This is a genomic window from Marinomonas sp. UCMA 3892 (genome assembly GCF_012726345.1).
In the GTDB taxonomy this organism is placed as follows: Bacteria; Pseudomonadota; Gammaproteobacteria; order Pseudomonadales; family Marinomonadaceae; genus Marinomonas.
This window is the reverse complement of sequence record NZ_PTXN01000024.1, coordinates 1-14,378: the sequence shown is the minus strand read 5'-3', so window position 1 is coordinate 14,378 and position 14,378 is coordinate 1. Positions and strand designations below refer to the sequence as shown.

General features: G+C 43.9%; 12 protein-coding genes. 2 read left to right on the top strand and 10 right to left on the bottom strand.

Features of this window, described 5'->3' with window-relative positions; genetic code table 11:
* Positions 1–15: 15 nt before the first annotated feature.
* The 8 genes from pgi to dksA form a co-directional block, all read right to left on the bottom strand.
* Positions 16–1,662: a glucose-6-phosphate isomerase gene (gene pgi, locus B6N13_RS21770; RefSeq protein WP_169460601.1), complete on the bottom strand. Its 1,647-nt coding sequence runs from the start codon at positions 1,660–1,662 to the stop codon at positions 16–18.
* 23 nt (positions 1,663–1,685) lie between these two features.
* Entirely contained in the window at positions 1,686–2,534 is an 849-nt protein-coding gene (gene panC, locus B6N13_RS21765; protein ID WP_012071678.1) for a pantoate--beta-alanine ligase, read from the bottom strand.
* Positions 2,531–3,358 (bottom strand): 3-methyl-2-oxobutanoate hydroxymethyltransferase, encoded by an 828-nt coding sequence (gene panB, locus B6N13_RS21760; protein WP_169460600.1) that lies wholly within the window; start codon positions 3,356–3,358, stop codon positions 2,531–2,533. Before panB ends, panC begins: the two co-directional genes overlap by 4 nt.
* Before the next feature lie 3 nt (positions 3,359–3,361).
* Positions 3,362–3,844, bottom strand: coding sequence for a 2-amino-4-hydroxy-6-hydroxymethyldihydropteridine diphosphokinase (gene folK / locus B6N13_RS21755; protein WP_211172976.1), 483 nt, complete (start codon positions 3,842–3,844; stop codon positions 3,362–3,364).
* Positions 3,845–3,858: 14 nt separating this feature from the next.
* The gene (gene pcnB, locus B6N13_RS21750) at positions 3,859–5,313 is read right to left on the bottom strand and encodes a polynucleotide adenylyltransferase PcnB (protein ID WP_012071675.1); all 1,455 of its coding nucleotides are present in this window, start codon (positions 5,311–5,313) and stop codon (positions 3,859–3,861) included.
* Between the two features lie 560 nt (positions 5,314–5,873).
* Positions 5,874–7,277, bottom strand: coding sequence for a sigma-54 dependent transcriptional regulator (locus B6N13_RS21745; protein WP_012071674.1), 1,404 nt, complete (start codon positions 7,275–7,277; stop codon positions 5,874–5,876).
* Between the two features lie 125 nt (positions 7,278–7,402).
* A complete protein-coding gene (gluQRS, locus tag B6N13_RS21740) occupies positions 7,403–8,302 on the bottom strand; it encodes a tRNA glutamyl-Q(34) synthetase GluQRS (protein WP_169460598.1) in 900 nt (299 codons plus the stop codon).
* A gap of 32 nt (positions 8,303–8,334) precedes the next feature.
* Positions 8,335–8,775, bottom strand: a complete 441-nt coding sequence (dksA, locus tag B6N13_RS21735; protein WP_198135032.1) for an RNA polymerase-binding protein DksA — start codon at positions 8,773–8,775, stop codon at positions 8,335–8,337.
* A gap of 162 nt (positions 8,776–8,937) precedes the next feature.
* On the opposite strand from dksA, the gene B6N13_RS21730 reads away from it, so the two are divergent.
* Positions 8,938–10,104, top strand: coding sequence for an aminotransferase class I/II-fold pyridoxal phosphate-dependent enzyme (locus B6N13_RS21730; protein ID WP_169460597.1), 1,167 nt, complete (start codon positions 8,938–8,940; stop codon positions 10,102–10,104).
* 59 nt (positions 10,105–10,163) lie between these two features.
* Here the strand turns inward: B6N13_RS21730 and lptG are convergent, their stop codons facing one another.
* Together lptG and lptF are read right to left on the bottom strand one after the other, a co-directional pair.
* Complete coding sequence (gene lptG, locus B6N13_RS21725) at positions 10,164–11,225, bottom strand: LPS export ABC transporter permease LptG (protein ID WP_169460596.1); 1,062 nt, start codon at positions 11,223–11,225, stop codon at positions 10,164–10,166.
* Positions 11,226–11,230: 5 nt separating this feature from the next.
* Complete coding sequence (gene lptF / locus B6N13_RS21720) at positions 11,231–12,340, bottom strand: LPS export ABC transporter permease LptF (RefSeq protein WP_048814142.1); 1,110 nt, start codon at positions 12,338–12,340, stop codon at positions 11,231–11,233.
* 262 nt (positions 12,341–12,602) lie between these two features.
* Between lptF and B6N13_RS21715 the strand changes: the two genes are divergently transcribed.
* Positions 12,603–14,063, top strand: coding sequence for a leucyl aminopeptidase (locus B6N13_RS21715; RefSeq protein ID WP_169460595.1), 1,461 nt, complete (start codon positions 12,603–12,605; stop codon positions 14,061–14,063).
* Positions 14,064–14,378: the final 315 nt, after the last annotated feature.

Below are 14,378 nucleotides of genomic sequence, written 5' to 3'. Positions count from 1 at the left end.
CAGAAAGTTTAGCTGTTAAGCCTGAGCTTTCTTGAACGCTTTGATCAGTGCTTGGGTGGAGGCATCCAGTGCGCTGTTGTCGCTGTCGCTCACAAGGCGGTTGTAGATGTCTGTGCCCAATACTTTGCCTAGTTCTACGCCCCATTGGTCGAATGAGTTGATGCCCCAGATAGTGCCTTGTACAAAAGTACGGTGCTCGTAAAGGGCGATCAAGGCACCAACAGTGGCTGGTGTCATTTTATCGGTCAGTAGGGTGTTGCTTGGACGATTGCCCTTGATCACTTTGTGAGGAGCAATGGCTTCTACTTGATCTGGGCTAGCGCCAGCATCACGAAGTTCTTGCTGCGCTTGCTCAAGTGTTTTACCAACCATCAAAGCTTGTGACTGGCTTAAACAGTTAGCAAACAATTGTGCGTGGTGCTCGCCAATTGGGTTGTGAGACGCCAATGGGACGATAAAGTCCACAGGTACGAGGCGTGTACCTTGATGCAATAACTGGTGGTAAGCATGTTGACCGTTGGTGCCAGCGCCGCCCCAGATAATTGGACCTGTATCGGTTTCTACACCATCGCCATTCAATAGTGTCGATTTACCGTTACTTTCCATGTCTAACTGCTGGATGTGGGCAGGCATGGCGCGTAGGTAATGGTCGTAAGGAATCAATGCATGAGTTTGTGCGTTATGGAAGTTGATGTACCATACGCCAAGGGTGCCCATGATAACCGGCAAGTTTTCTTCGAATGGTGTAGTGCGGAAATGCTCGTCCATTTGGTGAGCGCCGTCTAATAATTCGTAGAAGTTGTCCATGCCAACGGCAATAGCAACAGGCAAGCCAATAGCAGACCACAGTGAATAGCGTCCACCAACCCAATCCCACATAGGGAAGATATTTTCTTCCGCCATGCCGAAGTCGACGGTTTTTTTGACATTGGAGCTCACGGCTGCAAAGTGTTTGCTGACATCGCTTTGTGAGCCGCCATTGCTTAGGAACCAATCGCGCGCAGCGTTAGCGTTAGATAAGGTTTCTAAGGTGCCGAAGGTTTTAGACGAGATCACAAAGACGGTGGTTTCAGGGTTCACTAGCTTTAGTTTGCCAGTGATATCTGAACCATCGATGTTCGCCACAAAATGGACTTTAATGCCGTCTTTTTTGTATGGCGTTAAGGCTTCTGCAACAACTTTTGGCCCAAGGTAAGAGCCGCCTATGCCGATTGAGATTACATCGGTAATGCGTTTGCCTGTGTAGCCTTTCCATTCGCCGTTGTGTAGTTGAGTAACAAAGGCTTCCATTTGTTTTAGTGTCGCGCGTACTTCGGCTAAAACATTAACGCCATCCACCATGAGTGTTTCTTGAGCTTGGCTGGCGCGTAAAGCGATATGTAATACCGAGCGATCTTCGGTGTTGTTGATGTGCGCACCGCTGAACATGCCTTTAATGGCGCTTTCTAAACCGGCCTCTTTTGCTAGGTCGGTCAGTAGCGATAGGGTTTTTTCATTGGCACGGTTTTTTGCGTAATCCAATGTCCAACCTGCCGCTTGTGTGGTGTATTTTTCAGCACGTTTTGGGTCTGCTTCAAACAAGCTTTTCATGCTAACAGATGCCATTTCTTGTTTGTGCTCTGTTAGTTTTTGCCAAGCAGTTAATTTTGTGGGTGAGCTCATTACAATCTCCCTAGAAATCAAAGTTATAGCTCTACACGCAAGTTATCAATTAAGCGTGCTTTACCTAGATATGCCGCCGTCAATATGACGAGGCGCTTCTCTTCTTCTGATGGTGTTTGTAAATTTTCTTGTGCGCGGATTTCGAAATAATCACGACGGAAACCAGCTGCTTCAAGCTTCTGCTGAGCTTGTTCGCAAATGTCCTCGTGACTCGCACGGTTTTCAAGTAGTGCTTCTTTTGCCCATAACAAGGTTTGATAAATTGTTGGGGCAATGCGTCTCTCTTCTTCTGTTAAGTAACCATTGCGCGAACTCATGGCAAGGCCATCTTCGTTGCGTGCGGTATCAACACCTATGATACGTACGTTAGAGCTTAGGTCGCGTACCATGTCTTGAATGACTTTTAGCTGTTGAAAGTCCTTGTTGCCGAAAATTGCTGTGTCTGGTTGAACAATATTAAATAATTTTGTCACCACTGTAGAAACGCCAACAAAATGCCCTGGGCGAGAAGCGCCACAAAGAATGTCAGAAATGCCGACCACTTCGATTTGTGTTTGACTGCGTTTTCCGTCTGGGTACATTTCAAGTGCATCTGGTGCGAACAGATAGTTGCAGCCATTTGCTTCAAGTACGCGTTTATCTTCTTCTAAGGTCTTTGGGTAGCGTTCTAAATCGCTTTGATCTGAAAACTGCATTGGGTTGACGAAGATTGAAGAAACAATGATATCACCTTCTTCTTTTGCTTTTCGAATCAGTGACATGTGGCCGTCATGTAAGTTGCCCATGGTGGGTACAAACACAATTTTTTTGTCTTTCAAGCGTTCTATTTTAAGTGCGGTACGAAGCTCTGCCACGGTGTGGAATGTTTTCATGATTTGAATCCGTGCTCAGGTCCTGGGAATGTCATGTCTTTAACTTCTTTAACATAAGCTTCAAAGGCTTCTGTGACGTTACGACCTTCGGTTAAAAAGTTTTTAACGAATTTGGGTGTGTGGCCTAAGTTGATGCCAAGCATGTCGTGCATGACGAGTACTTGACCGTCGGTGTGGTGTCCTGCACCGATACCAATAGTCGGTACAGGAACCGCATCGGTTAACGTTTTGCCAAGTTCTGTCGGGATGCATTCATACAAAAGAATATCCGCGCCAGCGGCAACAAGGTCTAGAGACTCTTGCAATAGTAAGTCGGCAGCGTCTTGGCTTTTGCCTTGTACCTTGTAGCCACCAAACTTATGTACAGATTGAGGAGTAAGGCCTAAATGAGCGCAAACCGGAATACCGCGTTGGCTAAGAAGTTTTATCGTGTCTGCTAACCAGCTTCCGCCTTCGAGCTTGACCATATTTGCGCCAGCTTGCATTAATTTTGCGGCGTTATCTAGTGCTTGTTCAGGCTTGCTGTAACTCATAAAAGACATATCTGCGAGGATGAAGGCATTGGTGTTGCCTCGTTTTACTGCAGCAGTGTGGTAGCACATATCTTCGATGGTAACGGGCAATGTACTGTCTTGGCCTTGTATGACCATGCCTAGAGAATCCCCGACCAATATTGTTTCAACTCCTGCGACATTCATGACATTGGTGAAAGACGCGTCATAGCTTGTCAGGCAGGTAATTTTTTCTTTATCTGCTTTCATTTTTTTGAGAGTGGATAAAGTCACAGGCTTGGTGAGTTTTCTTTGAGAGTTATCTGAATACATAATTTATTCTTCTTTGATAAAGACCAAATCGTTGGTATCAAGTTGCTGTAATTGCTCGGTAACAGTTTTTCCATTCGCTAAGAGCATATCAGGCGCTAGGTCGCTAAGCGGCTTTATTACAAACCCTCGTTCTAGCATGAAGGGGTGTGGCACGGTTAGCCTTGGTGACAGTATTGTTTCTTGTCCGTACAATAACAGATCTAAGTCTAGGGTGCGTGGTCCCCAATGGCGTTCTCTTACTCGACGTTGTGATTGTTCGATACTTTGCAATAAATCAAGAAGGTCGATAGGGGAGAGGTTGGTTTCGAATGTCGCGACGGCATTAATATAGTCTGGTTGATCTTGTGGACCAACGGGCTTGCTGCCATAAATAGAAGAAACACGAAGGTTTTTTAAATCGTCGTGTTTCTTTAGAGTGTCAATGGCGCGATCAAGTTGCGCCACTGGGTTTTCAAGATTACTGCCGAGGCCAATATAAGCGTGCATCAAAACGCCTCCTCTTACTCGTCAAAAGTGCCACTTTGTGAAGCTGTGCTAGTGGCGTTGCTATTGCTTTTTCTGCGACGACGAGGACGGCGTTTCTTCGGACCTTCGTTGTCTTTAGTAAATAAGTCTATGCTTTTGATTAGCTCTCTTTGCTGGCTTTCTGTGCCATGTTGGAATTTTTCCCACCAATCGCCTAGCCCATCTAGGTTTGCACCACTTAACTCACGAATAAGTAAGAAGTCGAAACCAGCACGGAAGCGAGGATGTTCAAGCAATAAAAAAGCACGTTTGCCATAGCGTTTTGGTAGTCGGTATTGCATGTCCCAGATTTCACGCATTGGTGTTGAGAATCGGCGTGGGATAGCGGTTGATGCGACTTGGTTGTCTAATACCATGTTAGCGGCTTGATGCAATGCTGGCGTTGCAGGCATGCCTTGCGCTTGGAACTCTTCATGGCGAAGAGCCACACTTGGCCACAGTAAAACTGCGTATAAGAAATATGGCGCTGTCGTTTTACCGCTTTGGATGCGATCGTCGGTGTTTTTTAGACCTTGAAGTATGAAAGCTTCTGGGTCGATGTCATTACGTTTCCAGCCGCTTTGTAGTAGGGCGTCAGTGTCTGGAAATAAATAACGGAACAAACCATATTGGCGCAGTAAGTGAAATGTTTCAATACCGTTGCCACTACCAAGTAGTTTTAATACTTCTTCAAATAGACGTGCTGGTGGAATGTGGTCCAGCAGATGCGCCATTTCTTTAATAGGTGCAGCCGTTTCAGCTTCTAGTTCAAACCCTAGCTTGCCAGCAAAGCGAATCGCGCGCAGCATGCGAACAGGGTCTTCTTGATAGCGCTGACGAGCGTCACCAATAATTCGAATTTGTTTATTTTCAATGTCTTTTAGGCCGCCACAGTAATCGTGAATACTGAAGTCCTTAACATTGTAATACAAAGCGTTAAAAGTGAAATCGCGGCGTTCGGCGTCTTCTTCAATATTGCCGTAGACATTATCACGCAACACGATACCGTGGGCGGATCGTGCAGAGTCTTTGCCTTTTAAAGAAGAGTTTTGTGTGTCGTCATCGTCACTGTCGTCTTGAGCTGAATTTGCTCTGAATGTTGAGACTTCAATGATTTCGCGCCCAAACGTCACATGGACCAATTTGAATCTTCGTCCAATGAGCCTTGAGTTTGAGAAAATGGTGTGAACTTCTTCGGGAGTGGCATTAGTAACAACGTCAAAATCTTTTGGCTTAATGCCAATAAGATGATCTCGAACGCAGCCACCAACAAGAAAAGCATCAAAGCCTGCTTTATTTAGGCGATACAATACTTTTACGGCATTTGGGCTTAAATCTTGTCGAGATAAGCTATGGTCGCTGCGAGATATAATAATAGGGTAAGTCTGTGCCTTTGGAGAGGCAAACAGTGAGGTAGCTTTACGTACCAGAGATTTTAATCCTGTAAGCATTAGACAACAAATTTTAAAGTTAACGAAAAGGGCATTCTACACGTGATGAAGTAAAGTTACACGGATAATGGTATTGTTTGAGCAAAATGGGTATGTCGATATAGAAGAGATAACAGAAGCGATTGAATATTTACTAATCAGTAAATAAAATAATCGCTTTGGATACATGAAGATACTAGTTCCGAAAACAAAGTGGGTGCTGCTTCTGCAGTTCTACTCAGGTTTTATTTTTATTTTTGCATTGTTTTCATTGCCCGAAGGCTTGTATATCTAAAAAAATCAATTATCCAAAGCGATTTTCCATCCATAGCCTCAAATTTTTATTTTTATTTGAAGAGGCTACGGTGTTCCTATTTGTTATTGTTGTTTTTAAGAACCTACATACGACGATTAACTTATTTTTATTCTTGGTCAATCTTCTTATCGTTGTGCCATATATAAGGCATTTGTTGTGCCAAAAACAATAAAGTGCTGATTTTGTTGGTTTTTAGCGTATTTTTGTACACTTTCTTTACAAATTTGTGTTTATTTTTTGGGCATTTTGGTAGCAAGTGTTACTTTTAGTTTGTTACTTTTTTGGGGATTGCCAATTTTTGTCGTCTTTCCCATAAGCTTTTTCTTGATATGCCCAAGGAATGTGCAAGCTGCGTCTCGGTCATCTGGTGTTGGTGCGTAAGAACAAAATGTTTGAAATAGTCGTCCAGTGTTGTTCCTGGCATGGTGTCATGCTCTGTTGACCATGAAATGTTCGTTGCTTTCGATTGTTTCTGCTGGCTGGCAAGTTTTAAATTGGCTGCTTCGACTCTTTCCGGAGGGCTTAGAATAACGGCTCGTTCTATGGCATTTTCTAGCTCTCGTACGTTTCCGGGCCAGTTGTGCGCGCGGATGGCTTTGTCGAAAGCTTGATTGTATTTGTACGTTGGCTTGTTGTGCTTCTGACAGGCTTTTTCAAGAAGAATCTGTGCCAACATGGAAATGTCATCACCTCTTTCTCTCAGTGGCGGTAGAAGCAATTCCATCACGTAAAGACGATAGTATAGATCCTCTCGGAAGAGACCCTGTTTAACCATCTCTATCAGGTTTCTATGTGTTGCGGTGATAAGTCGGATATTTACCTTGGTTGACTGTGTTGCGCCAACTTTTCGTATTTCGCCTTCTTGTAAGACTCGTAATAGTCTTGCTTGTGCTTCTAGCGGCAGTTCACCAATTTCATCCAAAAATAATGTGCCTTTGTCGGCAGCGAAAATCAGGCCATCATGAGATGAGTTTGCTCCGGTAAATGCGCCTTTTTCATGGCCGAATAGTTCTGATTCTATTAGGTTTTCTGGAATTGCTGCGCAGTTTACGCTGATGATTGGGTGGTTATGGCGCTGGCTTAGGTTATGCAACGCTTTGGCAACTAGTTCTTTACCTGTTCCTGATTCACCTCGGATAAGAACGGTAACATGGGTCCCTGCAATTTTATGTATGTCACTGAAGAGTTCTTGCATTGGTGGGCATTGACCGATAATACCGCTGCCAGCTGAACCTAGGGCAATGGATTCTTTCTTGGCCTCTTCAGCTGTGTTAGCGAAAAGTACCTGGGTTGTCTGTTTTGATGGCTGCGCTGGTTGTTTGTTCTGTTCTAGCGCGTTTACTACGTGTTTAAGTAGGGTTTCTGAGTCAGTTGGTAGGGGGAGGTAATAAAGCGCCCCTTGCGCCATGCTACTAACGCCTGTGCTTAAACTTGCTTTTGCATCAAGTACGATGCGATGTGGCAAGCTAGGGAGTTTGGTGTTGCTTTCGCCAAGGTGACTAATGGCTTCTTGGTCAATCAGTAATAGATGGAATTCAGATAGCTCATAGTATCGGTTAGCTTGCTCAAATGTGTTGCTGGTATTTACCTGAAAACCATATCGCGAGAGCCATTTTTCTGATTCTTTAAGCGGTGAGTTGTCTGGGCAAATGATCATAATGCTGTGCATAAATTGTCACCTCTTGTAACTAGTGTAACGATTATACACGCGCAATTTTTTTGGTCGAGAGTCCTTCTCGGGGAATCAATCTGAATTTAATTGTTGTTAAGTTAAGTGGATAGTGGGGGATGGGGTTAGATGAAATGCAGGTCTTGTGCTTCGAGAGGGAGGTATTTAGTTCCTTTTAGTTTGCTTGGATCCCATGCTTCGATAGCCTGCCATAGTGCATCAGTGATGGAGGAAGGCGATGCAAGATCAATTTTCAGATAGTGAAGTGCGCGTATTAGTGTTGGAAGATGATGGTTTTCAATTGCCTTGGCGTGGTTTTGTTTGCTGATTTTATCGCCATAATGATTGGTAATGAGCGGGATGTGGCAAATATTTGGCGGCGTCCAGCCAAATAAATCGTAAAGGTAAAGTTGTTGAGCTGTGGTTTCTATTAAGTCTGCACCTCTCACAAGGTGGCTGATTTGTTGCAAGTGGTCGTCGACCACAACGGCAAGTTGGTAAGAAAAAAAGCCGTCTTTTCTTTTTAAAACCGGACAATTGTTTTTGAGGTCATCTGTAAACAGTAAAGTGCCTTGAATGCTATCTTGGCATTGATAGACAGCCGAGCTGGTTCTTAGTCTCCATGAATGAGGTTTGTTAATCGAGCTTTGGCATTCAAAGGGGTGGTTTCCATTATATTGAGCGAGTGATTGGCGAGTGCAGTTGCAAGGAAAAACAAAACTTTGTTTTTTTAACTCGTGTAGCTTTTGTTCATAAAGAGCGTTGTGTTGGCTTTGGGTGCGAATGGGTTCGTCGGAAAAAAGCTGATAGCTGTTGAGTGTCTCGATGATTTGTTGGGCGTAGCTAGATTTGCAGCGTGTTCCATCCACATCTTCAATGCGAATGATCCAGCTGCCTTGCTGTTTTTTTGCATCCAAATAGCTCGCTAATGCGCTGACTAGCGAGCCAAAATGGAGTGGGCCGGTTGGCGAAGGCGCAAAACGGCCACGATAGATATTTGAAATAAAGCTTTCGTGGTTAGACACTGTTTTTAAGCACTGTTCTTAAACTCACAGTGTTAGCCGCCGATTTGTCTCTCTTTGATTTCAGCTAGTGTTTTGCAATCAATACACATTGTTGCTGTTGGGCGAGCTTCTAAGCGGCGAATGCCGATTTCAATGCCACATTCTTCGCAAAAGCCATAATCATCAGCATCGATAAGTTCGATAGTTTGAGAGATTTTTTTAACCAGTTTACGTTCGCGATCTCGAGCGCGAAGTTCTAGGCTAAACTCTTCCTCTTGGCTAGCACGGTCGTTTGGATCGGCATAGTTCACAGCTTCTTCTTTAAGATGATGAACAGTACGATCAACTTCTTCCATAAGATTTTGCTTCCAGTTGAGTAGGATGCTTTTAAAGTGCGCCAACTGGTTCTCGTTCATGTATTCTTCGCCATCCTTAGCAACATAAGGAGTGAAGTCTTTCATTAATGACTCAGGGTTCATATTTGGCATACGCATTGCCTCACTTCGCAGGTTTCCATTGTGGTAGCCTGTAACCAATAAAATTAGGTGATTTATTTTCGGGCGGAAACTTACCAGATAATGTGTTCGTTAACCACATTTTTTGCGCAAAATGTCGCGATATTTTTAAAACAGGTTGATAAAGGTAGAGAAAACGGGATGGAAAAGCATAAGTTAGCAACAAGAGTTGGGCAAATTTCGCCGTTTCAGGTGATGGAAGTATTGGCTCGGGCCAAACAGCTACAACTTCAAGGTGAAGATGTTATTCACCTTGAAGTTGGTGAGCCAGACTTTGTTGCTGTGGAGGCTGTTGCTAACGCTGGTATGGAGGCGATTCAGCAGGGTAAAACAGGCTATACCTCGGCAACTGGTTTGCCTGAACTTAAACGTGCTATTAGTGATGATTACCTTAGTCGCTATCAGGTTGCGGTCTCACCAGAGCGAATTATTGTTACACCCGGAGCTTCAGGAGCTTTGTTACTAATGGCATCGCTGATGGTGAATCCCGGCGAAGAAGTGGTGATGCCTGATCCATGCTATCCATGTAATCGACACTTTTTGATTCAGGCTGGTGCGCAAGCAAAATTGATCGAAACAAAACCTGAAGAAGGTTTTGAAATGGATTTGAGTGCTTTAGCTAATCATTGGGGTGAAAATACGGCAGGGCTTTGGCTTGCTTCGCCCTCTAATCCGACCGGTGCGGTACTCAGTAAGTCTTATATATCGGATGCTTGGGAAAAGGTGAGTGAGCTAGGTGGCCATTTATTGGTGGATGAGATCTATCAAGGCTTAGTTTATGAGGGAGATGATTTTTCTGCATTATCTATTGCCGACGATATTTTTGTGATTAACAGCTTCTCGAAGTATTTTGCTATGACTGGTTGGCGATTAGGTTGGTTGGTTGTGCCCGAATGGGCTATTGAAGGTGCGACAAAGTTGGCGCAAAACTTATTTATTGCCGCGCCAAGTGTCTCTCAATATGCAGCAGTGCGAGCGTTTTCTCCAGATGTGTTAGCTGAGTGCGAAGTACGTCGACAAACATTGAATGCTCGCCGATTGGTTTTGCTGGAAGGCTTAGAGGCGATAGGTTTACCGGTAGTTGCGCCGGCGCATGGGGCTTTTTATATCTATGTTGATGTGTCGAGCGTGACGCAGGATGCTATGGCTTGGTGTTTGGCGTTACTTGAGCAAGAAAAAGTGGCACTTACGCCAGGGGCTGATTTTGGTATCAAGGATGCACATAAATACGTGCGCTTTGCATACACTTGTGATGAGGCTAGATTGCAAGAAGCACTAGTGAGAATTGCTCGTTTCATGGCTTCTTAGTTACAGATACGACGGTTTGATTTGGGATTGTTTTTTTATTTAAGAGTAAGGCTCAGAGTTTAACCTCTGCGCCTTACTAATATAATCCCTGCTAGTAAACAGATAATAATTGGAATACTAACGCCTATGATTGGCGGGAAGTTAATGGCAACACTCATACGACCAAATAGGTTGAGCGCATTTTGAAATGCTAAGCCAATGATGACCCCTGTGAATATTCGACCACCCATTGTGGAAGATCTAAGTGGTCCGAAGACGCTCGATAGTGCAACGAGCACGAGAGCTAACGAGGCGATTGGCCGTAATGCCGTAATCCAAAACTCCAACTCATATTGAGCGCCATCGAGTTTTTGCTGCTTTAAGTAAGTTTGATAGTTTTTAAGCTGGCTTAGAGATAAAGCGTCGGGTTCTTGTGAGGCCAAAAACAAGTGTTCAGGGGTGATGCTGACGTTCCAATTTGCGTGTTCCAGGCTTTTTTTCTCTACATGATCAGGTGCGAAGATAGTTTCTGTCACGTTATTTAATTGCCATTGGGAGCCTTCTGTATGTTGTGCACTAGTTGCTGTAATGATGTGTTTCAGCTGCTGACCATCAGGTGAGAAAATCTGTATGCCATACAGCGTCCCTACTGCGTCGGCAGCATCAATATAAACAAAATCATTGTCGGCTTTTAGCCAAACGCCTCCTGTTAGTGAGAAGGCTCCGCTTTCCTGACCCTTAAATTTTTCTATTAGGTTCGCTTTTTGCTCTGCTACAGGGGCGACAAATTCTGAAACTCCCATTCCTAGTAGAGAGACTAGTAATATTGGTTGGCATGCTGCAAAACCAATACGCCAAATCGGCATCCCTGCGGCGCGCATCACGGTTAATTCAGATGTTGCAGCTAGTGTACCTAATCCCATTAAAGTGCCAATTAATGAGGCAATCGGAATATATTCAGCTAATTTTCCTGGTAGGCGAAATAGGATGACCTGTAGTAACGATTGTATGGTGTAGTTGTCGTTTACCTTTTTGATTTGCTCTATAAAAGTTAGTGCAAAATCCAACCCAAGTAGTACCACAGCGACAATTAAAAAGGCCCATAAAACGCTGCTAGCGATGTATTTATCTATTTTAGTCATATTGGTTACTCGCTTGAGTTTGCAGCATTGGATTGTCGGGTCTTGCGGCGTTCAAATACTTGATTGTACTGCGCAAAAAGTAAGGCGGCGATGAGTATGAATATGCCATGAATCCACCATAAACCAAGTTGGATAGGGAGTTTGCCTTTTTCCAGTGATGTTCGTCCCCAAATAAGAAGGGCGATATACAATATCATTAAAAGAATCGCAGGTAGCATTTTGAAAAAGCGGCCTTGCCTTGGATTTACTTGGCTTAGTGAGAGGCCAATGATGGCTAGAATAGGAATAATGAGAACCAACGAAATACGCCATTGGAGCTCGACTTTTTCTAAGAGTTTATCGCTATTAATTAAGCTGAGAGTGTTTTGGGTGTAAGGGTCATCAATGATGCTTTCATCTTTGCTTTCCATGCGTATTGCGTAGGTATCAAACTGCGTAATTCGATAATTTGCTGTGCCTGGTTTGCCCTCGTAGCGAGTGCCGTTTTTGAATACAAGGTAGTTTTGATTGTCTTCAGAGCTAATGCGGATTTGTTCTGCATTGGCTGCAAATGTTTGTATTGGAATGTTTGTGTCTTTTTTGCGAACCACATCAGAAAGGAATATTTGATTCATCCAGCCTTCTTTGGTGAAGCTATCTATATAAGTTGTACGTTGGCCACTGCCTTCAAAGCGGCCAGGGATTAGAAAATCAAAGGCTGATAGTTGGTTTTGGGCTTGCGACGCTTCAGCTGCTTTGTACTCACTGTATGGTGCGAGCCAAAAATTGATGGAGGCACTGACTAAACCGACAAGAAAAGCGATACCAAGAGTATAGCCTGCAAGTTTTACTTTGCTGATGCCGCTGGAAAAAAGTACCGACATTTCATTTTCTATATAAAGGCGCCCAAAAGAAAGTAATAACGCCAAGAAAAAAGCTAATGGCAGGATCATCTGGACGAAACTGGGAACATGATAGCCTAGAATCACGAATAGAAACTCGAAGGTCATTTTTCCGTCGGCGATACGGCCCAAATAAAAGGAAAATCGACCACTTAGAATGACGAGTAGTAAAATTAGCGTAACGCCAGCTGTTGACACCAGCACTTCTTTCGCTAAGTATCTGAATAGTCTCAAAGTCACCTCTGGATGGATTCTGCTTTTTAAGCGTAGAGTTGATTACACATCTAAAGCCCCCATTATCTCGTGGTAAGAAGGTTATTATCCAGTTTTTTTTAAAATGAGACTTTTGCACGACAACGCTACTTGTAATATAGAGCGTTAAAAATGGTCTTAAAGTGTCGATTTATAGCTAATAAATCGTATTTTTTGCCTTGTCTTTGCTTAACTGGTGACCTTGTGTAAATGTCTTGAAGTTATTTTATTGAGGGTTTTTTTCATGAATATGGCGTTATTTGATCGCTTATCCGCAGTGCAAGCAGACTTGCTTGTTGCATTTGTTCCAAGTGAAGGTGACTTTTCAGAGTCAACTGCTTGGGTTGATGAGAATGCCAATGGGCAAGTTTCTCAATTGCGTGAAACTGGTGTATTTAAAGGTAGTGTGGCGCAAACACTCTTATTGCCTGGTATGTCACAAGATTTCGCTCAAGCAGTATTGTTAGTTGGTGTTGGTAAAGATGCTCAGTTGAGTGATATGCAAGCTCGTAAAGTCATCGCAGCCGTAGCAGCTCAAATTAAAGGTTTGCCATTTGCTTCAGTTGCGGTTGCAAGTGCTGGATTGGTGTTGAAAAATCGTTCTCAGGCTGATGTGCTAGCTTTGGTTGCTCAGTGGTTGAATGAAGGTTTTTATAACTTCCTTGGCTTCAAAAAAGATGATGCTGAAAAAGCGACAAAAGTGACATCTTTGTTGTTAGAGGGTACAGATGAGGCTGCTTTGGCAATAGGCACGGCGACAGCGAAAGGTTCTGCCTTTGCACGCCAGCTAGGAAACCTGCCTGGTAATGTTTGTACACCAAGTTATTTGGCGTCTAAAGCGCAGCAGTTAGGTGAAGAATACAGTATTGGTGTTGAGCTGTTGGACGAAACGAAAATGGACGAGTTAGGCATGCATTGCTTACTGTCTGTTGGCCGTGGCAGTGATCAGCCGAGCTATTTAATTGTTATGAACTACCGCGGTGGTGAAGAAGGTGAAGCGCCTCACGTTCTTCTAGGTAAAGGTATTACTTTTGATACAGGCGGTATTTCCTTAAAACCTGGTCCGAAAATGGACGAGATGAAATACGATATGTGCGGTGCTGCTAGTGTTTTCGGTACGATGAAGGCTATTTGTGAGCTTAAGCCAAAACTTAACTTCACAGCAGTGATTGCAGCGGCAGAGAATATGCCAAGTGGTCGTGCCACAAAGCCTGGTGATATTGTTAAGACTATGTCAGGTCAGACGGTAGAGATTTTGAATACCGATGCCGAAGGTCGTTTAGTGCTTTGTGATGCATTGACTTACATTGAGCGTTTCAAACCGCAGTCGGTTGTTGATATTGCCACTTTGACTGGCGCTTGTGTTGTTGCTTTGGGTAGCGTTAACTCTGGTATGTACGCGAACAATGATGATATTGCGTCTGAATTGAAAACAGCAAGCCAAGTATCTGCTGATAAAATTTGGCAAATGCCGCTTGATGAGGAATACCAGCAGCAACTAGATAGTAACTTCGCTGATATTGCTAATATTGGTGGTCCTGAAGCGGGTTCAGTGACAGCAGCGTGTTTCTTATCGCGCTTTACTGAATCTTATCCTTGGGCACATTTGGATATCGCCGGTACAGCATGGGCTGGTGGTGCAACGAAAGGTGCAAGTGGTCGTCCTGTTGCGTTATTGACTCGCTATTTGCTTGCTAAAGCTTAATCGGCTCTTTTTAACACTTACATCGTGTTTTTTTAAAAGCAGTAACCATTTTGGTTGCTGCTTTTTTGTTTGCCCAGCGAAGCTGGCAAACCCGTCAGGTTGTAAGAAACCTGTCTCACCCCGACTGGGGGGAAGAGAATCCGAATCGCAAGGGCGTTGCTGGCCAACGGCAGGGTCTGAAGGAAGCGATAGGAAGTTAACAGTACACAACGCAAGTGAACCTGCTTCGGCAGTTTAGGTGGGTAAGCGTGCAAAATAGCGCAAAGCCCGATACTCAGTCAGACCTAGGCTGTGTTTGAGGGTGGCATTGTTAAC